This window comes from Simiduia litorea, from assembly GCF_042853465.1.
Taxonomy (GTDB): Bacteria; Pseudomonadota; Gammaproteobacteria; order Pseudomonadales; family Cellvibrionaceae; genus Simiduia; species Simiduia litorea.
In genome coordinates, this window is the sequence record NZ_AP031497.1 from 3099340 (window position 1) to 3125130 (window position 25791).

Genomic DNA, 25791 nt, shown 5'->3' on the forward strand with positions numbered 1-25791 from the left:
TTATTGCGCCAAGAATAAAAGAAATACAGACGCCATCATGGCAAAGCCTGACGACCAGATGATTGGCTTACGCACGCGCTCGGCGGCGCACAACCAAATCGCCAAAAGCCCCCAAAACAGGACCTGAAAAAGTAGCGCCCAAACGAGTCGCGCTAGATGACTAACCGGTAACAATTGCACCAACGCCACTGCCACCAAGGTGCTGCACAGCGCGGTAAACACCAACAATGCCAGCACTCGAACGCCAATCAGCCAAGGTGCTGGCGCCGTGTTTGGGGCTGTATTGGCGCGCGCATAATTGTTCCTTCGCTCACCTCGCCACTGGGGCAACAAGGGTAACCAGGCCACCAAGGGCACGAGGAATAACGCAAACACCACACCAAACTCCGTGCCTGCACTCTGCATCCAAGCCCACACGCTCAGCACCAATAGCCCCCAACCGAGCCACAATACTGGCCAGTGGCGCTGGCGCTGACGCCAAGTCCAATACACCAACGCCAACCCCATAACAGTCATCAAAGGGGCCACCCAAACAATGAAGTGCATCATAAGAAAAAGGCCCGCAATCTACGGGCCGCTCCGAGCAAAGAGAGTGAATTAAAATTCATAACTGGCTTTCGCCACCAAGGTACGCCGCAAACCCGGGAAACAATCACCTCGCGTCAGGCAGCTCGTTAGATATTGCTCATCGGTCAGGTTGCGCGCATGTAAACTGAGCGCCCAATGGCCTAATTGGTAACCCAACATAGCGTCGAACAAGGTATAAGACGGCGTTTTGTAACGCAGGGTGTCGTTTTCCGAGACACTCGCACCCACGTGGCGGACCCCACCACCCAGCTTCAATCCACTGACAAGTTCGGGTTGATAGTCCAGCCAAAGCGATGCCTGACGCTCGGGCGTGGCAGGCAGAGCAAAACCATTGGGGTCTTTTGCGTCTAGGGACGACAGCGCAGCCTGCACATAGAAGCCAGCCAAGCGCGCCTTAGCTTCAAGCTCCATGCCCTTCAGCGTTGAGATGCCTTGCTGTTGCGCCACATTGGCGGGCAAGCTATTAGGGTTAGGCAAGTTGGATATTTCGATATCGAAGTAAGCTAGCGTAATCAGCGCCGGCACAGACTCGGGCTCGTACTTGATGCCTGTTTCATACTGGCGACTCTGTTCAGGCTTTAAATGATCGCCATGGGTATCTACACCTATTACCGGCTTGAAGGACTCGGCATAGCTGATATAAGGCGCAAAACCATTATCGAAGTGATACAGCAGCCCGGTACCAAAAGACGTAGCCTGATCAGTTTGTTCACTGCTGCCGACATCGTTGCGCACATCGTCTTGACGCACCCCCAGTGTAACTCGCCAATTACCGAAGCTGATGTGATCGTTCAGATACACACCCAAATCTTTCACCTGCTGCTCGGGGTTGTCCACGTACAAGGCGTCCATGATGGCCTGATCGGGCTGATTGCCATACACGGGGTTGGCCAAATCGAGGGCCAGCGAGAAATCGCCTTGCAGTGCGCCGCCGTCATAATAGTAGGCGGTATTGTTATCTGTTTTTACCGCTTGATACTGCACGCCGAGTATTAGCTCATGGTGAAAACTACCGGTGTCAAAATCGCCGCGCAAGCGCACATCTACAGCGCTTTGCTCAAATCGATTATCCGCTTGGTAAAAACTGCGCGGCACCGTGGTAGCCGTCGTCACTGGCGCTCCCACGATGTCGTTTAAGTAACGACTGTTACCGGCACCGGTAAAGACCGCCCACGCTTGGTGATAGTCGGCTTCGCCCTCGCGCCACAACAGTGTGCCCTCGAGTGACAACACATCGGTCAGCGGTTGATGCATGAGGAAGGTCAACTGATTAGCTTGGGTGTCATAACGATTAAAGCCCGGTTCGCCCACATAGACATCTGAGTCGATGTAATCGCCATTGGCGAGCGGCTCGAGTGTGCCAATAACCGGGATAAACTGAGAGGCCGTATCGCTTTTGGTATCCTGCATCATGCCAATCAGGGTGTAGCTAGCGCCCGATGCCGGTGCGTAGGTGAGCGAGGGCATCAAGACGCGGGTGTTGTCTTCCACATACTCGACTTGCGAATCACTTTCGCGCGCCAAGGCCACCACGCGATAGAGCCACTCGCCCGAATCGGTGAGCGCACCGGTGAAGTCCGCCTGCAGTTGGGTGCGATCGTAGTTACCCAGCTCCACAGACAAGTGACCTGCAGTTTCGGCCTGCGGCGTTTTCGACACGTAGTTGACCAAGCCTCCGGGCGAGCCCTGCCCATAGAGCACCGACGCTGGTCCCTTCAACACTTCAACCTGCTCCATCGTGAACACTTCGGCGCGCGTGCTGTTGTAGCTGCCAAACAATTCCTGAATGGAGTCACGATAACGAGGAATATCCAACCCACGCGAGCGCACCCAGTCGCCTCGTGTCGCAAAGCCGTAGGCTTCTCCAGTGACGCCGGCCATATAGGTGGCGGCTTGCGAGAGATTCAATGCGCCCTTATCGGCAATCATATCGGCGGTTTCTATGGAAATAGAGCGAGCAGCCTCGGTGATGGGCGTATCAGATTTGGTGGCGCTGAAACGCGACTGTTTGGCAATGACGGTTACCGTCTCAATGGATGAATCGCGACTGTCAGCGGCAAATGTTGGGCTGCTGGCCAGCGCGCCGATGGTGACGGTAAGCAAACGAAGATGCATGGATACTCCAAAACTGTAGCGCTAATGATAATGATTCGCATTATGCATACAATGCTGGCCGCCCACAAGCCGAATTACCCAATCGACATCCGTGCTACAACGCCCACCTGAACTTCGACAATCACCACCCAACCCAGGCGTCATTTCCGCGCTCATTTTTCAGCAGCAGACCGGGCAAGCTTGGGCGCACTCCACTGCTATCGCTCGACGGTGACGAACACCCACAAACGCTAGGTTGCACGGCATTGGCAGTCTACTGACCGACACCACAGGGGCGAGGCCAGCTAACGTGGCATGGCTGTACCAGTTAGCCTCAAGCAGCCACACCGCGCCATCACTGGCTTCTTAAGCTATCTTCACATTAAAACTGAATACTTATTGAGAATCATTATTATTTATATTAGCGTTTAATAAATATTTACCGAGAAGCTAACCGCGCCGGCCAAAGGCCCGCCGCAATCAGGAGATCTTATGCAGCCACATGTGCACGACTTTGTTGGTATCGGACTGGGGCCCTTTAATCTGGGCTTAGCCTGTCTGTCTTCGAGCATTGAGTCATTAGATTGTCTGTTCCTTGAACGCAAACCCGAATTCAGCTGGCACCCAGGCCTAATGCTAGAAGCCGCTCATCTCCAAACACCTTTCATGGCCGATCTGGTCACCATGGCAGATCCCACCCACCCTTTAAGTTTTCTCAATTACGTCAAGCAACAGGGACGACTTTATTCATTTTATATTCGGGAAAATTTTTTCCTGATGCGAAGAGAATTTAATCAGTATTGCCAATGGGCCGCGAGTCAAATCAACAATGTGCGCTACAACCAAAACGTGGTGAACATCGAATACGACGAGCCCAATGCTCTCTACCGAATTAAAGCTGAGCACACGAAAACCCACCTAATCACTGAAATATTAACTCGCCGTTTAGTGCTCGGTACTGGGCCTGTGCCGAACCTGCCTGCACCCTGCACCAAACCGCGAGACAACATTATTCACAGTGCAGATTACTTGTTCAAAAAATCGGAGTTGCAAAAGCAAAATAGCATTACGGTGGTGGGCAGCGGCCAAAGCGCCGCGGAAATTTTTTACGATCTACTACAAGACATCGACAGCAAAGGTTATCAGCTGAATTGGATCACGCGCTCGCCGCGCATTTTCCCGCTGGAATATACCAAGATCACGCTCGAGATGACCTCGCCCGATTATGTGGACTATTTCCACCAACTCGCACCCAATACTCGGGCAAAGTTGCTCAAACAGCAGAACGGTTTGTATAAAGGTATTAACAGCGAATTAATCAACGCGATTTACGATTTAATGTACGTAAAGCAACTCAACGGTCCGCTAGATGCGCGCATCACCACCAATACATCGTTGCAATTAGTGCGCGATATTCCCGACGGAATCAAATTAACCTTTCTACAAGAAGAGCAAGACCAAGCCTTCGAAATCGACACCCAATTTGTGGTTATGGCCACAGGTTATAAATACCGACTACCAAAATTTATCCGCGCCATTGCCGAACACATTAATTGGGAGGCTCCGGGCCGCTTCGCCGTCGATCGCAACTACTGCATCGACTCGCGTAAAACTCTATTCGTGCAAAACGCCGAGCTGCACAGCCATGGCTTTGCCACGCCCGATCTCGGCATGGCCAGCTATCGCAACAGCTGCATCTTGCGCGAAATTATGGGCTACGCGCCCTACGCCATCGAAGAGCGCATCGCGTTCCAAACGTTCACCGCCCGCCCCTCTCAAGCCAGCGCCTTTACCTACGCACTGACGCCACAGGAGGCGCGCGCCTAAATGTCGTTAAAACACACTTTAATTTTACTGACGCTGGTTTCAGTTATCGCCGACACCATGCTGTTGCCGTTTTACCCGCAGTTTTTTTCCCAAGTGTTTGCCGAATCCAGCGCCACTCACGTGGGTGCATACATCGCCGCCTGTTGCTTTACTGTGATGACAGCATTTCCGCTCTGGGCCAAAGTCGCGCGCTACGTAAACGAAGTGCACTTGTGGATTTACACCCAAATTGCCGCCGGTTGCCTAGGCTTATATTGCGCGCAAGTCGATTCATTGGTGAACTTTTGGATTGCTTCGCAGCTCATGCTGGTATTTAAAGCCAGCTACTTGTTGATCTACCCCTATGTACTGCGCTTGGAAGAAAAAGACAAACACCTCAACGTCGCTGGCTTGTTTTCCGTGTTGGTGCACTTCGGCGCAATCGGCGGCGCGCTCGTTGGCGGTTTAGCGCTGCAATTTTTTTCCGCACAATCGGTGTATTACGTCATGGCTGGCTCAGACGCACTGCAAGTGCTTATTTGCCTCTGGCTGGTGATGGCATTAAAACTACCTCTCAGAAACACATCATCGTCGGCCACACTGGGTGCTGAACACCTGATTGTACATGCTCGAGCGCCGTTGATGTCTGCCTGGGTGCTGCGCGTCTCGCTGGTGTCTATGGTGTTTTATTTCAGCGCCTTTTTAGCGCGCCCCTACTTTTCACTGTATTGGGAAATGATTAGTGGCACGGATCAAAAACTTATCAGCGCCTTGGTCTATAGCATTCCGGCCTGGATTGCCTTGGGTTGTTTATGGTTCAACCACAACGCCAAAGGACCGCAGAATCATTTTCAAAAAATTGTGTTGGGCTCTGCCGTCGCATTGATGGGGTTGATCCTACAGGGCGCAGGCCATGAGCTAGCCATTGTGATTGGACGCTGTTTGTTCGGCTATGGCTTGTACCAAATTATGGTGCGCTTAGAGGTCATCCTGTTTGAGCGCAGCGATCCTGCGAACTACGCCTCCGATTTCAGCAAGATTCACTTTTTTCAAAATTTGGGTGTAATAGCGGCGAGCTTTGCAGTGGGGTACATCGTCGACGGCCTAGGCTTGGTGTACACCTTTGCAGCGTCCTTTGCAGGCTTCGCGATAGCCCTCGCGCTGTTTTACACCCTGTTCAAAACTCAATCGACCACCGAACCCACGGACACATCAATAAACGCCAATACTAACCTCGAATTAAGTGGTGCTACCCATGACTGAATCTTTTCACTTCGCCACCGGCCTAGGAACTATTACCTTTGCGCCCTTCAACCCCGACACCGATCATCTATTGATTCAGCCTTGGGTCAGCCAAGCTTACGCCGCCTACTGGGGTATGCAGAATCAAACGGCTGCAGAGGTACAGGCGAATTATCGCGCGCTTCTGGACAAACCGAAGGTGGGTGTTTTTCTTGGCCTGATCGATGGCACGCCAAAATTTTTGATAGAGCGTTACGCGGTAGAAACCGACCCCATCGCCGCGTGCTACCGGGTGGCGCCCGGCGATCTAGGTATGCACCTGTTGATCGCCCCAACGAGCCAACCGGTGCACGGTTTTTCGCGCGCGGTGATGCAATCTGTAATGGCTTTTTTGTTCGCCGACGCTCGGGTGCAGCGCGTGGTGGTAGAGCCGGATTACCGCAACAAAAAAATTCATCAATTGAATAAATACGTGGGGTTTTTCCACTCTCAGCGGATTCAACTGGGCGAGAAAACCGCCTACCTAGCCACCTGCAACCGCGAACAATTTAGCGCCGCCATGGCGGTTGCAAAACGCTTGTCTTCACCGGAGGTCTTCGCACACATAACGCACGCGCAGGCCGGTGGCCCACAGGCCATGCTTGCGCAACCGGCGCTGGCCGCCGAGTCGCTCACGCCCGAGATATGGGCGCGGGTAAATCGCCATCTAGTGCGCAAGGCGCTGGCCGAACTGGCCCATGAACGGGTCATACAACCCACGCCCTTGACGGTCGAGCAAGATGACCAAGGATATCAACTGTCAGTGGACACCCCGGGTGTCGTATACCAGTTCAAAGCCCGCCGCCTAGCGCTCGATCACTGGCTGATAGACACCGACAGTATTGAGCGCCAGATCGAAGGCGAACCGGCTGCGCTGGATGCCATTGCCTTCATTCTGGACATCCGCACACAGCTCGGCATCGCCAAAGAGCGTTTCCCCATTTACTTGGAAGAAATTACCAGCACTCTGTGCAGTGCTGCCTACAAACAACACAAGCCTCATCTCAGCGCCGCGCAATTAGCGCTGGCAGACTTCCAACGTATCGAAGCTGAGATGACCGAGGGGCACCCTTGCTTCATCGCCAACAATGGTCGCATCGGTTTCGATGCCCCGGATTATCGCGCTTATGCACCCGAGGCTCACGCGCCCATTACACTACTGTGGTTGGCCGCACATAAATCCCGCGCCCACTTCGCGTCGGTGCCGGATTTAAGTGTCGAACAATTATTTGCCGAAGAGTTGGATGTGGGCACGCGCGAACACTTCCAGCAAGAGCTAACACGCCGAGGGCTAGAGCCCGAGCACTATTGGTTAATGCCGGTGCACCCATGGCAATGGTTTAACAAATTAGCCAGTGTTTATGCACCCGAGCTCGCGGCAAATAATCTGGTGCTTTTGGGTTATGGCGACGATGCCTATAACGCCCAACAATCTATCCGCACGTTTTTCAACGCTAGCCAACCGCACAAACGCTATGTAAAAACCGCGCTATCCATCCTCAACATGGGTTTTATGCGCGGCCTATCGGCTTACTACATGCGCGCCACACCGGCCATTAATCAGTGGCTGCGAGAGCTCGTCGATCAAGACGCATATTTACAATCACTCGGCTTCGACATGCTGCGCGAAGTGGCGTCGGTGGGCTATGACATACCCTATTACGATCGCGCGCTAGTGGGCGACAACCCCTACCGCCGAATGCTCGCCGCGCTCTGGCGGGAAAACCCCACCCAGCGGTTGCAACCTGGGCAGCGCCTGATGACCATGGCGGCCTTCCTGCACGTTGACGAACACAACGACGCTCTGCTGCCCGCGTTAATTCAAGCCTCGGGTCTGCCTGTGAAACAGTGGTTAAAGCACTACCTACGCGCCTACCTGACACCGCTGCTGCACTGCTTCTATCGCTACCAATTAGTGTTCATGCCGCACGGCGAAAACCTCATTATGATTCTCGAACATCACGTCCCGGTAGGTGTGTTCATGAAAGACATCGGCGAAGAAATTTGCCTGCAAAATAGCGACATGTCTCTGCCCGACGAAGTCGCCCGCATTGCTATCTCGCTACCGCAGGACATGGAATCGCTGGCAATTTTTACCGATGTTTTCGACTGCTATTTCCGTTTCATGGCGGCTATTCTGGATGAGCACACACCCTGCACTCACACCGACTTCTGGCGCACAGTGGCCGAATGTGTGTATGCCTACCAAGACGAATTTCCCGAGCTAGCACAGCAGTATCAAGCCAACGATTTGTTTGCGGCCGACTTTTCCCTGTCTTGCTTGAATCGCCTGCAGCTGAAGAACAATTTGCAAATGGTCAATCTGGAAAACCCAGCCGACAGCCTAACTTTTTCCGGTCGCCTGACAAATCCGCTGGCGCAGTTTCGGCGCCCTGCCGTGATTCAGGAAAAGCAAACTGAAGCCGAGCACGCCTAAGTGACACGTCGCTCGCTACAGCCAACCTCGCCCACACAGCAGCTGGCAAGCTTCGCACTAGCGATGCACCCAGCGCTGCAGTGGCTTGACCTCGGCCGCAGCTTTTACCTACATCAATGGGACACCAGCGGGCAATTAAAACAATTGCTCGCCCATTGTCAGGCGAGTTACCCAAACGCGCGCGCGGACTACTGGCCAACGCGGGTGTGGCGCCAACTGATTTGGCAGCCGGTGTACTTGAGCGTGGCAGCCGTGCACGGGCTTGGATTGCAGGTGTCTGCGATTCAGCTGGAACAAGTGATCGTCCGTGATTCGGTGACCGGCTACCGGTGGTTACAAGAACCCCAAGCCGCGGCCGATGAGAATCTCGCGTTACAACAAACCGCCAGCGCGCTGGCTCATTTCACCCAGCAGCTACTGCAACTGTTTAACCGGCAGACCCGCGTCAGCGCGGCTAACTGCCGAGGCTTGGTGGCCGATTGCATTTTCTTTGCCCTAGCGGCATTGCAGCCGCTGTTGGGTCGTGAGCCTATTTGGCTGGCTAACACTGGCGCGCGCTGGTGTGCAGCAGCCCAGCTGCAAGACCGCCGTGGGCGACCACTTAGCCAATGGCAGCTAGAGCATAGCCAAGCGGGGCAGTTGTTAAGTAAATCCTGCTGCAAATCGTTTTTGGTGGACGAGCAGCGCTATTGCGGCAATTGCCCACTGGGAACAGCCCGGCGTCAAGCCCAAGCCTCTATCCCAACGCCAACCTATACCCCAAAAACACAAGACCAGCCACAAGGCTAATTACTCGGATTTTTAAGGAACTGACATGTCGACAACAACCCCGATAACTCGGCGCGTAGCCGCTGTAGATCTCGGCCGAGGCCTCGCCGTTTTGCTCATGATTCCGGTGCATACTCTGTGGATGTATGCCGACAAAGCGGTCCAAACGGATGCTTGGCTCGGCCATCTGGTGCACTTCATCGGTAAAGGCAGCGCCGCCTTTCTGATTTGCATGGGCATATCACTGGTACTGGCGCGCAATCAATCGGCCCGCTATTTACTGCTTCGTGGCATCCAAATATTAGCGCTCGGGTTTCTCTTGAATGCCTGTAAGTTTGTGATACCCACTGCACTCGGCCTTTTACCCGAGGCATTTATTCAGGCCTATGGTTGGCACATGCCGCTCGATACCGCGCAATATACCTACCTGCTGCTCACCGGTGATATTTTGCAATTGGCCGGCGCCACCTTGTTGCTTCTGTCGGCACTACAACCTTGGTTACACAACAAAACCGCGATGCTCGCCCTCGCGCTGACCATAGCTGCCAGTGCCAAGTTATTGGCTGGCCTTCAACTGGGCATTTCGGGTGTCGACTATGTGTTAAGGCTCGTCTTTTCAGCGAGTTGGCAGGTGTATTTTCCCGTTTTTCCTTGGGCGAGTTTTATTTTCTTTGGCCTGTTTCTGGGTATTCATTTGCGACAAAACCAGAATAATCAGGGCAACGATACTGAACAGCTCAACCGCCTACCATGGATAGCGGTGCCCATGTTGGTTATTGGCGGCGCGCTTTGCTATAGCAATTTTGCCTATCACTTTGGCGACTTTTTCCACCTAGGGCCGGGTGGTGTTTTCTATTTACTGGGCATAAATTTGCTGCTGTTATGGTGCATCAATAAAGTCGCCCTGCGCGGCATCAACAATCGCTTCGTGCAATGGCTTAACTACTGCAGCCGACGAGTCACCAGTCTGTATTTTATTCAGTGGACCGTCATCTGCTGGGGCATGAGTGTGATCGGTTATCAAACCCTCAATACGCACCAAACCTGCGCGGCCATGCTCGCCAGTATCGCGCTCACCTTTGCCATTCAACGTCTTGTTGATCTCGCCAAGCAGCGTCGCCCAGCCAACAAAAACACACCGTTTTCAGCGCCAGAGACAATCATCAAACCAGACCCAGCCTCGTGACACTCTGAAGCGGTGCTAGCCCACTGCTGATTTAAGACGCGGCTCCGCCATAGACGGGGCCAACTAACTCAAGGTGGGTTAAATAGACGCGGGTATCGAATTCAATTTGGTGATAATTCGGCAGCATGTGGCAGCACAGTTGGTAAAACGCTTTGTTGTGTTCACTTTCTTTTAGATGCGCCAATTCATGCACACAAATCATTTCTAAAAATGCCTCGGGCACCTGTTTGAACATGCTACTGATTCGAATATCTTTTTTAGTTTTTATCTTGTTACCTTGAATTCGCCCCTGCGTGCGATGTACGCCTAAGGCGTTGTGAACGACATGTAATTTATTGTCGAATACAACGTTGCTCAAGGGCGAGGATTGTTTCAAATAGCGGTTTTTTAGCGCCAGTACATAATCGCGCAACTGTTTATCGTTGCCGATATTATGGGTGAGCGGGTACCGCTCCCGTAGGAAACGCGTCAAGTTTTCTCCATCAATCAACGCCTGCACTTGCTGTTGCAGCGAAGCGGGGTAATGGGCCAAATATTTAGACACCGTCATTCACAGCAACCTATTACCATTGATATATCCTTAGCGCCAACACTCACAACACACCAAAAATTTTCCAAGCGCCTAGACCGATCACCGTCAACACCACTAACAATCCACAAAGATTTGCCAAGATGCCGTTTACGTAGGCGCCCAAAATTCTCTTTTGGTTCATGATATAGAGCAAAAATATCGCCACCACGGGCAATAAAAAGCCGTTAAAAACCTGTGCGAATACAATGGCCACTAACGGCTTGGTGCCGAGCGCCGAAAACAGCGTACCAACAGCGACAATAGTTAACGCCACAGCGCGATACAACCGCACCTGCCCCTGCGTTGACAATGAAAAAGCGCCGCTCACAGCAAAAGCTGCCGCCATCGGCGCTGCGATAGCGCTGGTTAAGCCAGCGGCAAATAAGCCTAAGGCGAAAAATAATTTTGCGCTTGCCCCCAACAAGGGCTCCAGTTGATCAGCCATCGTTATCGCGGAATACACCAGGTCTGTCGAAAAAAATGCGGTCGCCGCCGTGCCCATGATGGCGATGCTTATGAGCCCACCCAAGGAAATAGAAAGCCCGGTATCCCAACGAGATAAGCTTAGCGCCTCACGTTTATCGGCGGCATCGGCCCACTGCTTAGCGCTACTACTGGCGTGTAAAAATAGATTGTAAGGCACGACGGTGGTGCCGATTAAGGCAATCGCCACCAATAAACTGCCTTCAGGCAGGGTTGGTTGCAATAGTGACCCCACCATTGCGCTCCAGTCTGGCGAGATCAATAAAAAAGTCAGTAAAAAAACCAAGCTCATCAACCCAACCAGTGCAATTAATACGCCTTCAAGTAAACGGTATTTATTAATCCACAACAGCACGGCTGCCAACAGGCCGATAGCTAGCGCCAGAACGTCTTGGTCAATAAAAATGACTGTGGAAATTCCCAAGGATGCACCAGCAATATTACCCGCCTCGTAAGCCGCGTTGCCAAAGCCGATAGCGCCTAGCACCAAAGCTATAGCCGCGCGCGACAACCACTTGGACTGTATATGGGATCTGAGCGCCTCGGTAAGACCTCGCCCAGTGACAACCCCTAAACGCGCCGCCATCTCTTGCAGTACACAGGTCGCAAATACCGAAAACGCCAAGGCCCAAAGCAAGGCAAAGCCGAAATTCGCGCCCGCTTGACTCGCCGTAGCGATAGTACCAGGGCCAATAAACGCGGCGGCAACTAATAAACCAGGTCCAAATTTTTTCATCATATTTTTCTATTGTTCTAGTAGTTGAGGTTCAACACATCCGACTCCACCCGACAGCGCTGGCCGGACAATTCCTTCCGCGCCGCCAACACTTCAGCCTTAGCCAAAGCAAATTCAGCATTGAAGACCGGGTTGGCGCGCAAGCGATCAAATACAAAATCTGCCATCGTTTGACCTGCCGCAACATCAGACGCCCAATGTACATTGCAAATAGCGCGACTATCCCCAAAGGCCTGGCCGCGCGCCATAATCTCCTTGGCGCGGTGCGGTAACATCTGTGCGAAAATTAACGCCCAACCCCAACCAATGGCCGCATGACCCGACGGATAGGAACCACTCGTCCTTAAACCTTCCAACTCATCGGGAATACAAATCGCCTGCTGATTGGACAGAAAAGGCCGCGGCCTCTGGTAATGCTTTTTAAGCCAAGACGTCGACAAACCAAAATCGGTTAGGCTTCTACGCAACAACATATTAAGGTGCGGCATAGCTTCTGGCTCTAACAACTTATCGGCTGCACAACTAAAGAGTCGGCCGGCCGACGGAAACACTAAGCTGGCATCTTGCGCGGCCCACTGCCAGCGCTTGGTGTTTTGCAAAGTAAGCTGTTGTCGATTAAGGCGCGCATCTTCAAGCGCTTCAACCGAGCCCGCAGCGGGCACCGCAGGCACCAGCGATAGATCATCTGGAATCGCACCGGCCTCAAGATAGCCGATCAATAGTCCTGGGTAGCGCTCGGCTACCTCTGTTGGTGGCACAACAGGTGTGGCAGACAAAGTAGGCACTGTGTTTTCTGCTATGACTGAGCTGACAACCAACACATTCAGCAGCAAAGCACGCAGTAAACCAATCATTTTTTTCATTTTTTCGTTCCACTTTTTTCCCGTCTTTGACCAACTGATCACAGCTGTTGGCTACATTTTATTTTTTACTTTCGCTGTTGCCAGCGCTTGCAATGGATCATCCGGCCACGGGTGTTTCGAATAGCGCCCCTTCATATCTTTTTTAACAGCTTGGTAACTACCGCGCCAGAAACCGGCGATATCTTGTGTGATCTGTATTGGTCGACGGGCTGGCGACAACAAATGTAACAGTAACGTGACCCGCCCATTCACCAAGGCCGGTGTTTGCTCGCAGCCAAACATTTCCTGCAACTTAACCGCCAGCACTGGTGGCGTGTGATCGTAATCAATAGCCACGGCGTTGCCAGACGGCACCAGCCAATGGGTTGGCGCTAGTTGGTTCAACGCTTGTTGCTGATGCCAATCGAGTTGATTGGCCAACAGATCATGAATATCGAGTGACTTAAAATCTTGCAACTTATTAATATTATCAAGGTAAGGTGCTAACCAATCATGCAGGCTGCTCAACAAGCCGTCATCTGAAAAGTCGGGCCAAGGCTGCACCTCGCCAGCGAGCGAAGGTTGTGTATGTTCACGCACCAACAGCACCCGAGCACGCAATTGCCGCGCCGCGGGACTCCATTCGAATAGACCTAAGCCTCGCTCGCGCACCAACTGCAGCAACGCCAGCTGCTTTTCTTTGCCCTTCAACGGAGGCAACTGTTGGCTGGCTAGGGTGAGTGCGCCAATGCAACGGCGTTGCTGCGCCAAAAAACGCTCGGCGTTATTGTCCCAGCCCAAGGATTGCTCGACACTAACCAAGGCTTTTAACGGCCCGTCAAATAAACTTGGCGCTAAGGACGCCGCTAAAAAAATACGCTCGCCTGTGTGGCCTCCGGTTTCCGCCACCACTAACCAAGGCTGATTGCGCAGGCTATCGGTTTCAGCTAACACGGCACTTCTGCCATTACTCAGGCGATAGTGGTGGCCTTGGGCAGAGCGTCGCTGGGCGATGCGATCGGGAAAAGCAAACGCTAGCAGCAAACCTGCGCGCTGGTCTGGCGTTAAAGAAAAGTCAGTTCCACTCGCGTCAACCAATCGCCGCTCGGCACTTCGCCCCAATGCGCGTTCAAACTGGCTGGCGAGTTGCCGCAGGCGTTTCGCCGCACCGCTCGGCCCTTGGCGCTCGCCGTTGAGCCAATCGAGGCGCAGTTGAATATCGGCGCCGCCAGCGTTGATGTCGCGCTCACTTAACAGCGCGGCTATCAAGGCCGCTTGCGCTACCTCACCGAGACCTTGCGCGCACACCAGCATATGCGCCAAACGCGGATGGGCTGGCACGTCGCTCATCAGCCGACCTTGATCGGTTATCTGCGACACGCCGCGCTCATCAAGCGCAACCGCTTGTAAGCGCAACAATAAATCCACGCCCTGCTGCCAAGCGCCAGCCGGTGGCGGTGTCAACCAACGCATTTCCGTTGGACTTGCCACGCCCCAGCGAAACAATTGCAACGCCAGAGGCGACAAATCCGATTGCTCTATTTCCGGCGGCGTAAATGCGGCCAACTCTTGCTGTTGCGTCTCGCTCCAAAGCCGATAGCAAACACCCGGCGCTAAACGCCCGGCGCGACCTGCGCGCTGCGTACTCGAAGCCTTGGAGATACGTTTGGTAACGAGCTGCGTCAAACCCGTATTGGGATTAAACGCGGCCTGGCGATACAAGCCGCTATCTATCACCACATCGACGCCCTCAATCGTCAAACTGGTTTCCGCAATGTTAGTAGCCAGCACAATTTTACGGAAACCCGGCGCGCAGGGCTCTATGGCTTTGCGCTGCTGCTCAAGACTTAAATCGCCAAATAGGGGCGCCAAGATAACCTTATCAAACGCCGAGGCGGCGCTATCCAAACGACTCGCTAGGGCCTCGGCGACGCGGCGAATCTCGCTTTGCCCAGGTAGAAATACCAGCAGGCTTGACCCGTGATTTTGCAACGCGAGCAACACCGTAGACACAGTGCGCGCCACCAGATCTTGATCAAATTGCCAAGCGTCACCGTAGTGGATTTGAATAGGAAAGCTTCGCCCCTCGCTGCGAATAATGGGGGCATGGTCGAGCAGGCGGCTAATATCTTGACCGTCGAGCGTCGCCGACATGACGAGTATTTTCATCGGCTGTTGACGAAGATCACCATAGAGATCCCGTGCCATCAAGGCGAGCGACAAGCCTAAGTCGCCATCCAAACTGCGCTCGTGAAATTCATCAAACAGTAGAATGCCATAACCCTCAAGGCTTGGGTCATCCTGCAACATGCGCGTGAGAATACCTTCGGTAACTACCTCAATCCGCGTGCGACTACTGACGTTAGATTCCATGCGTACGCGAAACCCTACCCGCTCGCCCACGGCTTCATTCAACAGACTTGCCATGCGGCTAGCCGCGGCACGAGCCGCTAAACGGCGCGGTTCCAGCACGAGAATTTTTTGCCCCTTGAGCCAATCCTCGGTCAAGAGTGCGAGGGGAACATAGGTGGTTTTACCGGCACCCGGGGGGGCCTCCAAAATGCAGTCGTCACCGGTGCGTAAGGCGGCAAGTAAGTCGGGTAGCACAGTGTTAATGGGTAAAACGTGCATCTTGAGCTTCGCGCTAAAAATGCCAGTTTACCGGAAACTGAAAAGGGTGCCAAAGCACCCTTTTCATGAACAGCTTACACTGTATCTCTCAAAGAAAATTAGCTCGCCGCCCAGAGCCTTGCGCTGCGCGCGGGAATGCGAATCCATTTCACACTGGCATCGATCGAGAAGGTATCGCCGCTCAGGCTGTCGACATAGTTGCGGTACCAGTAGTACTTTTCATTGGTGTTGAGTTTGATCCAGCGCTCTTCGCCGCACTTATTGATGCCCACAACACCTTCTTTGCCTCGGCGAAAGGCTACCACGCAATTATCGGCCCACACACTCTCTTGGCCCTGACCTTTAACTCGGTTGTGAAATTTCACCATGGCTTTGATGTCCGACTGTTTATAGTCGTCCACCCAACGGTTGTTGTCGGTGCCGGTTTTATCGCTAAACACCATGGGCGCACCGTCCTTGCGACCCAACACATAGGCATAGGCCAAGTGTTCGTCTGTGGTGTTCATAATCAAATAACGAAAACCATCATTGGTGGGAATATCATGGGTGATCGGCATGGTCACAGCGCGATCGCCAGCCAAGGCATTGCCATTGCTGTAGGGGTTATCCAACGTCGCCATGGAACCACTTGGCTGCAAGGCATTGCGCATGGCATTCAACAGGGGAAAATCATAGGCATCGTGATCGGTGCCGTTGAGGTAGGGGCCTAAATAATTTTGATAGTCACTGGTATTGGTGCCGCCGCCGGTGATCACCTCGCCAAAGACATGCATTCCCTGCTTAATAGTGGCAGTAAATATTTGATTGATATGCCAGTTGGTCATGTGTTTTGCCGCGTCGACGCGGAAACCTTTCACCCCTAAATTTTTTAACCCTTGCAAGTAAGATCTCTGCGTCTCGACCACATAGTTGTTGGGATCCAGGTCGGGCAAACCTTTATCGGGATAAGCACCGCATAAGCGCCAGTTCTGCACCTGCCACACATTGTTGTAATCGTTAATACACTTGGCCTCGTGAAAATCCCAACCGCTCAGCAGGCCATTATCTAAATTGCCAAATAATGTCTGTTTGTTCCAATAGGTTCGATTATTGGCATAGTCATTTAGCGCTGCGCTGCCCGGAAAGTCGGTGGCGCCGTTGCGCTCGTTAGCCATGTGGTTGAGTACGATATCTGCATACACCACCACGCCCTTGGCGTTTAGGGCATTGATCATGGCGACAAAAGACTCTTTATTACCTAGGCAGTGATCGATCACGCGCCAATCCTGAGGCTGGTAGCGCTGCCACCACTGGCAACCGGTCTTCGACGACTTCAGCGGCGGTGCGACCAATACGGCTTTATAACCGAGGTTAGAAATTTCCGTGGCTTTATTTTTTACATCGGTATAGGTCCAATTGAAGGCGTGCAGTATCACATCGGCTTTCACAGGGCCGGCCAAACAGAAAAACAATAATGCGCTACATAATTGCGCAATTCGGGGCAGTTGATTAACCAGACTCTTATTCATTATTCTCTCCTAGTTAGGTGCGTGAAATATCACCACAGCAGTTAAAGAGAAAATATTGAAAACAACAACGGCTTTGCATACGTATTCAATGCAGCCCTCGGCATCGTATTTTCATCAGGTGCTGAACACTATAGGAATCAAGATGTTAATGCAGATCGGGAGCGGAGGAGAAAAACACACCGAAGGGGAAAAGTCGAAACTATGACATAGAACACAGCGCGGGCAGCCACCACTTTGCACGAAAGTTCAGGTGACTGAATGGTCAAACAGATCGTTCAACCGAGCCGACAAAAAACACAAAGGCTCGAGCGCAGACGAAAAGTAAATGGGGTAATCAGAGAATAATGGGGCGGTGTGTATCAAATCTATAGGGTTATTCCCTTCATTTGGGCGGCACACGAGGCTCGGCGGTCAACCATGTTTCAATGACTAGACGCTGATCGCTAAAGCGCCAATTCAAATCATCGAATTGCTCTACGTCCATCCAAGACACCTCTATAACCTCGAAGGTAAAGGGTCTGTTTTTATTAAGCTTGGGTTGACCAACTTGGCGCTCACACTTGAACAAATGAAAACCGTTGTCGTAGATGTGAATTAACTCACCCACATCGACTTTTAACCCCGTCTCTTCCTTGGTTTCGCGCATGGCCGTACATTGCGCCGCCTCGCCCATCGCTGCTGTGCCGCCCGGTAGCGCCCATTTAGCGTTCCACTGTTTCAGCATCAACACCTGACCCTGCTCTACCATCAAACAGCCGGCATTGGCCGATGCCATTGGCGCCTCGAAAACAGGACAAACTTCAGCCAGCGCGCCCGCCGATAGCAGCAGACAAAAACTGAGAAACCCTGCCAGCGCAGCTTTGCAACCGAACAGCCTGATAGGCATTATTTTAATGCCGCGCCAGCCAAGGGGTTGCAGTTTTTAATCACCACCTTGCCCTCTAAAACATTGCCTTTTGAATATTCATAGAAATAACAGGTGTTGGTTTTTGGGTCATAATTTTCCACCCACAGATTGTCGTCTTTCCAAGTAGTGGCAATATGCAGCTGACCACTCGGAATCGTTATTGACATGACGCCGCCAAAACGCTTGACGAATACCTGTTCAAAATGAAATACATAGCTGGCCCAGCCAATTAAAAGAAAACTTGCCGCAGACAAGGTGGCCGCGCGCCAATAAGTGCGCTTGGCCAGCCAATAAAAAGAGCCAAAAGCGAGGAGTAATACAGCAATCCAATATAAGTAAGTAATCATAACAAGGTCCTTTTCTAATAAATCTAACGCGGCAGAGATACAACCCGCTACGGCTTTACGTTAGAGGCTAACTTAGCGCCATGGGCTGCAATAAAATCAACAAACGCCTGCTCACCTTGCACTGGCACCCCTACATCAAGTGTTGCGCACTCACTGTATCGCACCGCTTGCACAGTACCAGCATGGTTTTCGAGCCAATGTCGCAACGACTGTTCAAACTTAAAATCACCCTCAACGGTGTAATCAGCAAGCGCTAAGATAGCCTTGGTCTCCAACCCATCAATAGCCAGTTGCGCCGCCTGCCCATAAGCGCGCACCAATCCGCCTGCACCGAGTTTAATGCCACCAAAATAGCGGATAACAATTAGCATGAGATCGCCAATATTTTTGTGTTGCAGCACATGTAATATGGGTTTTCCCGCCGTGCCCGATGGCTCGCCATCGTCTGAGAACGCAACCAGACTAGGGGCTTGTGGGTCGCCGATATAATAGGCCCAACAGTGATGCCGCGCATCTGGGTAGGCGAGCTTCGCCTGTGATAATAGCGCGAGCGCCTGTTCCCGAGAATCGGCAAAGTGCGCCTGCGCGATAAAGCGACTTTTTTTCACTTCGTAGGTAATTTCAACGGCATGCGCCGGCACCCTGTACTCAGTTGACATGTTGCACACCGAGCGTTTGCACCAGCGCGACCAGCCGATCGATGCGCGCGTTACTCAACTGGCGATAGTCCAAATAGGGGCAGACAATAATGCGCCGCGCTGGATCTACCGCAAAGTGAGCGTCGAGCCAAGTGAGATGATCCACCGACAAGGTTTGCGCCCAAGTTTTTCCAGCAATGATATGGATGCCCGGATCGGAAAAATTGGGTGTAGAGAACACCAGCGCCTGATCGCAACCTGCCTGCAATAAATACTGATCTCGATAGGCCTGCCATGAGCTTGCACCGCGTGCGGAAAAGCGCTTATCCGATTGACACAACGAGAACCAAAACTTTGCAAAGACATTAAACACCTTACGCCAATGATTGCTGGTGTTAAATCCAATGTGGGCAAGTTCACCGGTGACGACGGGAAAACAGCCTTGGCGATTGTTATAGGGCGCAATCGGCGGGCGGTTAGCAATATAGATGGCGAGCTTGGGCACCGAACTCCCCAAGCCACACACACTCTCCTTCGACGCGGGGTTCAACATCACAAGCCCTGAGTTTGAGGGTTGTTAGCCCTGATCATAAAATTACGCGGGGTGAGCTGATAGTCGCAAAAGGTAAATACCTCAACCTCTGCGCCCTGCTCCTCGAGATAAAGCGCGCGGTCTAATACCAACCACAATTCCAGGGCTCGCCGAAAAAGCTTCGCCACCAACTCCGTGCGCCTCACGTCAAGCAAACGCTCCTGGCCACGCTGTAAGCATGCATTAAGGTTCAGATTCTTGGGCAACGGCAGCGCTTTTTTTGCCGAGGCCCAAGCGAGAAATTCACCGAAAGGTGCGGCCAACATGGCCTTTTTTAGCGTGGGTAACGGCAAGTATTCATCCACGCCTCGGATCTGTCGCTGCAACAGATCAAAGCTAAGGCGCCAACTGGCCTCCACATCTCTCAACCGCTGCGCGCGTTTACCGCCAGTCACCGTAGATTGCAGCGGTAAGCTCAAATCGGCTTTACTCAAGGATATGGCGCTAGCTTTAGCAGCGTGACTTAGGGGCTGGTAATTCAGGTCTTTAGTCAAATGGTAACAACAGGGCGCCAACATCAACTGGCCACCAAGACGCGCAATCCAATTTTTCAATAACTGGGTGTGTAAGTCACCGCAGGCATGGAGCGCGATGCTCATGCCACCCCGAGGAATATGTACTTTGCTACCATCTAGCAGGGCGTCGGCACAGATAAAGCGCTGATGCACGCTATGCTTGTCTCGATGCTTAGCGGCCAGCTCTTCACCCTCTTGGCATAAGCGCCTATCCCACTCGAGGCTGTGCACCTCGCAACCATGGGTCGCTGCCGCAATACGGCCTAAGTGTCCCTTGCCCGCACACCATTCCAACACAGAGCCCATTGGCTTAGGCATAGCTTCGGCAAACGCCTTAATTTGACACCATTTCCGCCCGGGCACACCTACCCCCAAGCGCTCATCCACTAACACCTCACTAGCCCTCGGCCGCTGATATTGCGCGCACAGGCCATTCAGCACCTTAGCCACAGGCAACCAAGGCTCAACCAAATCCGCCAACTGGTCTTCGGCACCGTCCAGCTGCCAGATCTGCTCAACGCTCAGACGATTAACGCACGCCTGCAAACCATGGGGCCAGGGTCGGTCAAAGGTAGCAAAAGCCCGTATCTGCCAATATTGACGATGCTCGGCCAGCAGCCTATCGAGGAGGAGGAAATGTTCAACTAGCACAAGAGGTATCTTTTCCGAGCAAAGGCGTATTTTAGCCAGATCGACAGGATTCTCATAATTTTCATGCCCCTCCACAACTATCAGCCACTGCCGGAGGTTCGCACCTGCGCCTATCAGCCGAAGGCTAATCGCCACCAGCTACAAACTCAGGGTCCGAAAAACAGCAGTAAATGACGCCTGTGCTAGGCTTCTATCATACGTAACCGATTATTTATCCCTTAGATCTAGGATCTACTGCTTTGACGAACCCCCTATTTCGCCTATTCCTTCTCTTCCTCAGTGGGTTTTGGTCTATCGCTGCGGGCGCAGAATACCAAGTTAGATTACAACTCAACTGGGATCACGAATTTCAATTTGCCGGGTATTACGCGGCGAAAAAATGGGGGCTCTATGCCGCCAATGATCTAGATGTGATTATTCAGAGTGGTTTTACCGTCGGCGGCCACAGGATTAGTACAATAGATCGCGTGCTCAGCGGTAACGCTGAATTCGGCATTGCAGGCATTGATCTGCTGGTTCACCCCAAATTCGAATCCGATCTTCTTATTCTCGCACCAATATTTCAACAGAGCGCCGCAACCCTATTTAGTTTAAAACAACAACGGCTGACAAACCTGAAAGACCTGTTAGATAAGAAAGTAGCCTACCAAGAAAACAGCAGCCTGATTTTTGAACTAAAGGCCGCACTCAAGCAATTGGATATCGATGAAGACCGCATTCGTTTTATAAAAAGCGACACAGGCCTTAAAAGTTTGGTCACGCAAAAGGTGGATTTCGTGCTCACCTATGGCCCGTCCCTGCGCTACGAAGCTAGAGCAGACAACGTAAAAGTTAACCAGCTAGCGCTCAAAAAAATACATAAACGCTACTATGGCGATATATTATTCACTCGAAAGAGTTTTGCAAATCATAACCCAGATTTAGTCAAACATTTCGTGCAGGCAAGCCAACAGGGCTGGCAACACGCGCTCGACAAACCCAACGACGTCATTAATACCATTCTGAAAAGTTACCCAAGAAATTACTTAACCTTAAATAACGTTACCGCCTACAACCAATTTTTCGCCAGTGAGATAGCAAAATACATACAGTACCCCATAATCCCAATTGGTTATTCCGACAACATACGTTGGCAGCAAATTGCCGATAGTCTCGCCACCGTTGGCGCAATTAACCACCCTCTTATTATGCATAGAGCTATCTGGCAACCACACTACTCACCCGACATATCGAGGAGCCTACTGCCGTTCATTACCGCTATCAGCCTGTGTTTTTTACTCATACTCCTATTGGTTGCGAAAGGATTATACCAGCCACTACTGGCCGTCCTTGGCATCACTATCTTAATTACGGCATTAGCGGTAGAGCGCTGGCTAACGACTCAGTTAAACGACCGGCTTTACATTTCACAATTAGAATCCAACATGCAGCTTCGCGCGCAATTGGAGGGAACGCTCAACAATATATTAACAGGGGTTTATGGCATAGCGGTGCACATCAGTGGGACACCGGATATTACCCAACAACAATTTGCCAAATTTTCAGCCGCTATCATGCGACGCGACCCAACCATCAGAAATCTCGCTGCTGCACCGGATCTTATCGTAAAACTGGTATATCCCCTTGAGTCCAATAAATCAGTCTTAGGTCTCAACTACAACACCAATGTCAATCAACGAGATGCAGCCCTTGCGGTGCGGGATCGCGGCGAATTAGTGCTAGCAGGCCCACTCAATTTAATTCAGGGCGGGCTAGGCTTCGTCGCGAGGGCACCGGTTTTTACGACGTCAGGCACAGGTGATGAAAAATTTTGGGGCCTGGTGGCAGCGCCTATTGACGCTGAGAAATTAATGATTCGCGCAGGGCTCGATCCACAAGGCTTTATAACCCCAGAGAACCCCACACCAAATACCAACATTGCCCTGCGCGGCAAAGACGGCAAGGGCAGCATTGGCGATATTTTCTACGGCAACCCAGCGCTATTTGAGGATGAAAGAGCCTTAACGGTACCTATCAGCATCGGTGGCGACAGTTGGATACTGGCGTCTGTACCACCCGTTAACGAGGGGCTTACCTACGCCACACTAGCAGCCACTCGTACCACAGCACTACTTGCCTTCTTTCTCTTCGCCGTTATTATTCGAATGCTGCATCAACAAGAAATAAAGCGCAAAAAATCAGAAATTCAATTGCAGCAAAACCAAGGCTTACTCACAGAGATTGGCGATATTGCCCAAGTTGCTGGCTTGCGCATTGTCAACGGAAAGCTGATTACCCAAATCAACCCACAAGCATTCTATATACTTCGCATTCCACCGCGTGAAGCGCCCTTTGCCACTGATGATTTAACCCACGCTTTAAGCCGAGTAGCCGCATTAAAACTATTATTCATTATTCGAAAGTGCCAAGAATCTGGCGAACGGCAACAGACTGAAATCGAAGTCATCCGAGATAACAGTGAATCGCAGTGGATTAAAATAATTTTCAGCTCGCTCACCGAATCAGAAATAGTAGGCGCAATTCAAGATATTACTCGGCAAAAAAATAACGAAATAACAATCCGCGAACAAGCTACTATGGATCGCGTTACTCAGCTACCGAACCGATGGTTTTTTACCGAACAAACCGCCATTGAACTGAGCAAAGCAAAACGGGAAAATTCGAAAATAGCTCTCTTATTTATCGATGTCGATAATTTCAAGGCCATTAACGATAGTCTCGGCCACTCAACCGGAGATGAATTTTTACGCGCCATTGCCAGCCGCCTAAAAGCTTGCACCCGCGATTCTGATCTCGTTGCGCGCTTGGGCGGCGATGAGTTTACGGTTTTACTCACCAATATAGATGACTACAAGAATGCCTTTAAAGTGGCAGAACAGATTATTCGATCAATGAGCCAATCCTTCATGCTCTTGGGTCATCAAATATTTTCTAGTGTTAGTATTGGTATCTCTATCTTTCCCGACGACGCAACAAATACCGACATCCTCCTAAGTCACGCTGACCAAGCTATGTACGCCAGCAAGCAAAACGGTAAAAACAACGCAAGCTTTTTTACCCTCGCTATGCAAGAGCAATCGGAGCGCCAACACTGGATATACAATGAGCTGGTTCGCGCTATCGACCAGGATGAAATTTCCGTTGCTTACCAACCTATTTTTAGATTATCCGATGAAAGCATCGCAGACTGTGAAGCCTTAGCTCGATGGACCAGAGCCGATGGGCAGAAAATCTCCCCCGCAGAGTTTATTCCGGTCGCCGAAAGCTCAGGCCTCATTAGTCGGCTAGACCTACTGGTACTGAAAAAAAGCTTAAGCCTATTAACGAAAGCGAAAAATATTGGGGTATCCGTCAACATTTCACCCAGGTTGTTTCACGAGACAGAAAACGGCTTTGCCCTGTGGCGAAATCTCGTATTATCCCATGAAAAAAAGTCGCAGATCACCGTTGAAATTACCGAACGACTGCTGGTTGATGATCGTATCAATGCCGAAGCACAACTAGCAGAACTACAACAAGAAGGTCTATCCATCTCACTCGATGATTTTGGCACAGGCTATTCATCACTGAGTTATCTCTCGAGATTTAACGTTAACAAATTAAAAATTGATCGCTCTTTTGTGATGTCTATTGGCCGCAACGCAACCCAAGAAACACTTATTGAAACTATCCTGAGCATGGGAGAAAAATTAGGTATCGATGTAGTTGCAGAAGGTATTGAAACGCAAGAACAGCTCGAGTTCTTACGAGCAAGAGGCTGTCAATATGGCCAGGGCTTCCTACTAGCTAAACCGATGAGTGAAGCTCAGTTGCTGGCATTGATGGCAACCAATTTAACGACTTAGGACTCGTAGACATTGAATCTAACTAGCAGTGCCACTACAACACTTATTATCCTCTTATCAAGCACCGCACGAGCCGGCGACCTCAGTGTTAGCTTTCTGTATGGCGACAACTACGTCGTCGAGCCCGCCTTGCAATCAACAGCCACCGTAGAATACGCCACTGGCTGGGACAGAGGCGATTTATTTGCCTTTGTCGAGCTTAAGAAATACCACGAGCGTGGCGCTACCAATAGCTGGTATGGCGAACTCTCACCTCGATTTAAATTAATCGACAGCGCTTTGCCCTTGTATGCGGCGTTTACTTGGGAGCGCGGAAAAAATGATACAGAAGCCTACCTTGCAGGGTTGGGCACGAACCTGAAACTACCTAACTTTACCTTTAGCAAAGTAAATATCTACTACCGCGACTCGCCCAATAAAGACGGCAGTAGCTGGCAAACGACCCTGTCTTGGGCGATGCCATTGATTAACGGCGCACTGATTTTTGATGGTTACATTGACTGGGTGTTCAGCTCTCAGGAAACGGCGCAAAACCTACATTTCAACCCACAATTGAAATGGGATATGCAAAAGCAACTGAATACATCGATGCGCTGGTACATCGGATTGGAATACGATTATTGGGATAAAAAATACGGCATCGATACAGACAACATCGACAGCGCACAAAACACGGCTAGCCTGCTGCTAAAAATGCATTTTTAATGCAAAAAAAGCCAACTCGTCAGTTGGCTTTTTTTATCGATACATTTTAACCGCGGACCATCAATGATGGTGGCCACCAACGCCGTGGGCATGCCCATGCGCTAATTCGTCTGCCGTCGCTGCGCGAACCTCAAGCACTTCAATGTCGAAGGTTAGGGTTTTACCCGCAAAAGGGTGATTGGCATCAACGTCGACATTGAATTTACCCACTTTCAATACCACCGCATCTTGCGCGCCATGCTCAGTATTAATGGCAACGGTCATACCGACCCGCAGCTTATTTTTCAGCTTGGCGTGATCCACCAAATGCTTGATAGGAATGCGCTGCGTTGCGCCTTCCCGCTTTGCGCCATAGGCCTCTTCAGGGGCGAGGGTCAAGCTAACCTTGGCACCAGCTTCTAAGCCATCCATGCCTTTTTCCATGGCCGGCAACAGATTATCGTGGCCGTGTAAGTATAAAACTGGCTCGCCTTCCCGCGAGCTCTCCAGGGCCAGATCACCCTCTCTAAGGTCGTAGTGAAAGCTCACTACGCTGTCGTTACTGATTTTCATGGCTTAGCCTTGGTCGATAATGAAAAAAACGCAAGTATGGCCAGCTCGGTCGGTGTTGGCAATGGCGACTTTACCCCTGGGCTTTGCTAGGCTTGGGCTCAAACAGTT

Annotated in this window: 20 protein-coding genes; 7 read left to right on the forward strand and 13 right to left on the reverse strand. The window is 51.5% G+C overall.

Features of this window, described 5'->3' with window-relative positions; genetic code table 11:
- Both ACGHTT_RS13705 and ACGHTT_RS13710 read right to left on the reverse strand, forming a co-directional pair.
- Positions 1-549, reverse strand: coding sequence for a hypothetical protein (locus ACGHTT_RS13705; RefSeq protein WP_390591332.1), 549 nt, complete (start codon positions 547-549; stop codon positions 1-3).
- A gap of 48 nt (positions 550-597) precedes the next feature.
- A complete protein-coding gene (locus ACGHTT_RS13710) occupies positions 598-2703 on the reverse strand; it encodes a TonB-dependent siderophore receptor (RefSeq protein WP_390591334.1) in 2106 nt (701 codons plus the stop codon).
- 471 nt (positions 2704-3174) lie between these two features.
- Between ACGHTT_RS13710 and ACGHTT_RS13715 the strand changes: the two genes are divergently transcribed.
- From ACGHTT_RS13715 to ACGHTT_RS13735, 5 genes are read left to right on the forward strand one after another with little or no spacing between them, the layout of a single operon-like run.
- The gene (locus ACGHTT_RS13715) at positions 3175-4509 is read left to right on the forward strand and encodes a lysine N(6)-hydroxylase/L-ornithine N(5)-oxygenase family protein (protein WP_390591336.1); all 1335 of its coding nucleotides are present in this window, start codon (positions 3175-3177) and stop codon (positions 4507-4509) included.
- Positions 4510-5751 carry an MFS transporter gene (locus tag ACGHTT_RS13720; RefSeq protein ID WP_390591338.1) on the forward strand — a complete coding sequence of 414 codons (1242 nt, stop codon included), beginning with the start codon at positions 4510-4512 and terminating at the stop codon, positions 5749-5751. It begins immediately after the preceding gene.
- Positions 5744-8206 carry a GNAT family N-acetyltransferase gene (locus tag ACGHTT_RS13725; protein WP_390591339.1) on the forward strand — a complete coding sequence of 821 codons (2463 nt, stop codon included), beginning with the start codon at positions 5744-5746 and terminating at the stop codon, positions 8204-8206. The genes ACGHTT_RS13720 and ACGHTT_RS13725 overlap by 8 nt, the downstream gene beginning before the upstream one ends.
- A complete protein-coding gene (locus ACGHTT_RS13730) occupies positions 8207-8995 on the forward strand; it encodes a hypothetical protein (protein ID WP_390591340.1) in 789 nt (262 codons plus the stop codon).
- A 25-nt stretch (positions 8996-9020) separates the two neighbouring features.
- Positions 9021-10160, forward strand: coding sequence for a heparan-alpha-glucosaminide N-acetyltransferase domain-containing protein (locus ACGHTT_RS13735; RefSeq protein ID WP_390591342.1), 1140 nt, complete (start codon positions 9021-9023; stop codon positions 10158-10160).
- A 31-nt stretch (positions 10161-10191) separates the two neighbouring features.
- Here the strand turns inward: ACGHTT_RS13735 and ACGHTT_RS13740 are convergent, their stop codons facing one another.
- From ACGHTT_RS13740 to ACGHTT_RS13785, 10 genes are all read right to left on the reverse strand, one after another.
- Positions 10192-10710: a YgjP-like metallopeptidase domain-containing protein gene (locus ACGHTT_RS13740; protein ID WP_390591344.1), complete on the reverse strand. Its 519-nt coding sequence runs from the start codon at positions 10708-10710 to the stop codon at positions 10192-10194.
- A gap of 43 nt (positions 10711-10753) precedes the next feature.
- Complete coding sequence (locus ACGHTT_RS13745; protein ID WP_390591345.1) at positions 10754-11953, reverse strand: Nramp family divalent metal transporter; 1200 nt, start codon at positions 11951-11953, stop codon at positions 10754-10756.
- Between the two features lie 14 nt (positions 11954-11967).
- Positions 11968-12813 (reverse strand): phosphatase PAP2 family protein, encoded by an 846-nt coding sequence (locus ACGHTT_RS13750; protein WP_390591346.1) that lies wholly within the window; start codon positions 12811-12813, stop codon positions 11968-11970.
- 51 nt (positions 12814-12864) lie between these two features.
- Positions 12865-15423 carry an ATP-dependent helicase HrpB gene (gene hrpB / locus ACGHTT_RS13755; RefSeq protein ID WP_390591347.1) on the reverse strand — a complete coding sequence of 853 codons (2559 nt, stop codon included), beginning with the start codon at positions 15421-15423 and terminating at the stop codon, positions 12865-12867.
- Between the two features lie 98 nt (positions 15424-15521).
- A complete protein-coding gene (locus tag ACGHTT_RS13760; RefSeq protein WP_390591348.1) occupies positions 15522-16931 on the reverse strand; it encodes an alpha-amylase family protein in 1410 nt (469 codons plus the stop codon).
- Positions 16932-17313: 382 nt separating this feature from the next.
- Positions 17314-17817 (reverse strand): NUDIX hydrolase, encoded by a 504-nt coding sequence (locus ACGHTT_RS13765; RefSeq protein WP_390591349.1) that lies wholly within the window; start codon positions 17815-17817, stop codon positions 17314-17316.
- Positions 17817-18185, reverse strand: coding sequence for a hypothetical protein (locus tag ACGHTT_RS13770; protein WP_390591350.1), 369 nt, complete (start codon positions 18183-18185; stop codon positions 17817-17819). Before ACGHTT_RS13770 ends, ACGHTT_RS13765 begins: the two co-directional genes overlap by 1 nt.
- 47 nt (positions 18186-18232) lie before the next feature.
- Positions 18233-18844 (reverse strand): YigZ family protein, encoded by a 612-nt coding sequence (locus ACGHTT_RS13775; RefSeq protein WP_390591352.1) that lies wholly within the window; start codon positions 18842-18844, stop codon positions 18233-18235.
- Positions 18834-19376: a DUF6942 family protein gene (locus tag ACGHTT_RS13780; RefSeq protein ID WP_390591353.1), complete on the reverse strand. Its 543-nt coding sequence runs from the start codon at positions 19374-19376 to the stop codon at positions 18834-18836. Before ACGHTT_RS13780 ends, ACGHTT_RS13775 begins: the two co-directional genes overlap by 11 nt.
- Positions 19376-20581, reverse strand: a complete 1206-nt coding sequence (locus ACGHTT_RS13785; RefSeq protein ID WP_390591356.1) for a methyltransferase — start codon at positions 20579-20581, stop codon at positions 19376-19378. The genes ACGHTT_RS13780 and ACGHTT_RS13785 overlap by 1 nt, the downstream gene beginning before the upstream one ends.
- A 239-nt stretch (positions 20582-20820) precedes the next feature.
- Between ACGHTT_RS13785 and ACGHTT_RS13790 the strand changes: the two genes are divergently transcribed.
- Positions 20821-24426, forward strand: a complete 3606-nt coding sequence (locus tag ACGHTT_RS13790) for an EAL domain-containing protein (RefSeq protein ID WP_390591357.1) — start codon at positions 20821-20823, stop codon at positions 24424-24426.
- A gap of 12 nt (positions 24427-24438) precedes the next feature.
- Positions 24439-25131, forward strand: coding sequence for a DUF5020 family protein (locus tag ACGHTT_RS13795; RefSeq protein ID WP_390591358.1), 693 nt, complete (start codon positions 24439-24441; stop codon positions 25129-25131).
- 60 nt (positions 25132-25191) lie between these two features.
- On the opposite strand, the gene ACGHTT_RS13800 is transcribed toward ACGHTT_RS13795, so the two are convergent.
- A complete protein-coding gene (locus ACGHTT_RS13800; protein ID WP_390591360.1) occupies positions 25192-25683 on the reverse strand; it encodes a peptidylprolyl isomerase in 492 nt (163 codons plus the stop codon).
- Positions 25684-25791 lie beyond the last annotated feature (108 nt).

What these genes read in the sequence shown, in the direction of transcription:
- hrpB (WP_390591347.1), bottom strand. Translation starts at nt 15,423, where the DNA reads ATGCACGTTTTACCCATTAACACTGTGCTACCCGACTTACTTGCCGCC.
- ACGHTT_RS13725 (WP_390591339.1), top strand. Translation starts at nt 5,744, where the DNA reads ATGACTGAATCTTTTCACTTCGCCACCGGCCTAGGAACTATTACCTTT.
- ACGHTT_RS13765 (WP_390591349.1), bottom strand. Translation starts at nt 17,817, where the DNA reads ATGCCTATCAGGCTGTTCGGTTGCAAAGCTGCGCTGGCAGGGTTTCTC.
- ACGHTT_RS13735 (WP_390591342.1), top strand. Translation starts at nt 9,021, where the DNA reads ATGTCGACAACAACCCCGATAACTCGGCGCGTAGCCGCTGTAGATCTC.
- ACGHTT_RS13775 (WP_390591352.1), bottom strand. Translation starts at nt 18,844, where the DNA reads ATGTCAACTGAGTACAGGGTGCCGGCGCATGCCGTTGAAATTACCTAC.
- ACGHTT_RS13780 (WP_390591353.1), bottom strand. Translation starts at nt 19,376, where the DNA reads ATGTTGAACCCCGCGTCGAAGGAGAGTGTGTGTGGCTTGGGGAGTTCG.
- ACGHTT_RS13740 (WP_390591344.1), bottom strand. Translation starts at nt 10,710, where the DNA reads ATGACGGTGTCTAAATATTTGGCCCATTACCCCGCTTCGCTGCAACAG.
- ACGHTT_RS13745 (WP_390591345.1), bottom strand. Translation starts at nt 11,953, where the DNA reads ATGATGAAAAAATTTGGACCTGGTTTATTAGTTGCCGCCGCGTTTATT.
- ACGHTT_RS13710 (WP_390591334.1), bottom strand. Translation starts at nt 2,703, where the DNA reads ATGCATCTTCGTTTGCTTACCGTCACCATCGGCGCGCTGGCCAGCAGC.
- ACGHTT_RS13750 (WP_390591346.1), bottom strand. Translation starts at nt 12,813, where the DNA reads ATGAAAAAAATGATTGGTTTACTGCGTGCTTTGCTGCTGAATGTGTTG.
- ACGHTT_RS13720 (WP_390591338.1), top strand. Translation starts at nt 4,510, where the DNA reads ATGTCGTTAAAACACACTTTAATTTTACTGACGCTGGTTTCAGTTATC.
- ACGHTT_RS13770 (WP_390591350.1), bottom strand. Translation starts at nt 18,185, where the DNA reads ATGATTACTTACTTATATTGGATTGCTGTATTACTCCTCGCTTTTGGC.
- ACGHTT_RS13705 (WP_390591332.1), bottom strand. Translation starts at nt 549, where the DNA reads ATGATGCACTTCATTGTTTGGGTGGCCCCTTTGATGACTGTTATGGGG.
- ACGHTT_RS13800 (WP_390591360.1), bottom strand. Translation starts at nt 25,683, where the DNA reads ATGAAAATCAGTAACGACAGCGTAGTGAGCTTTCACTACGACCTTAGA.
- ACGHTT_RS13760 (WP_390591348.1), bottom strand. Translation starts at nt 16,931, where the DNA reads ATGAATAAGAGTCTGGTTAATCAACTGCCCCGAATTGCGCAATTATGT.
- ACGHTT_RS13715 (WP_390591336.1), top strand. Translation starts at nt 3,175, where the DNA reads ATGCAGCCACATGTGCACGACTTTGTTGGTATCGGACTGGGGCCCTTT.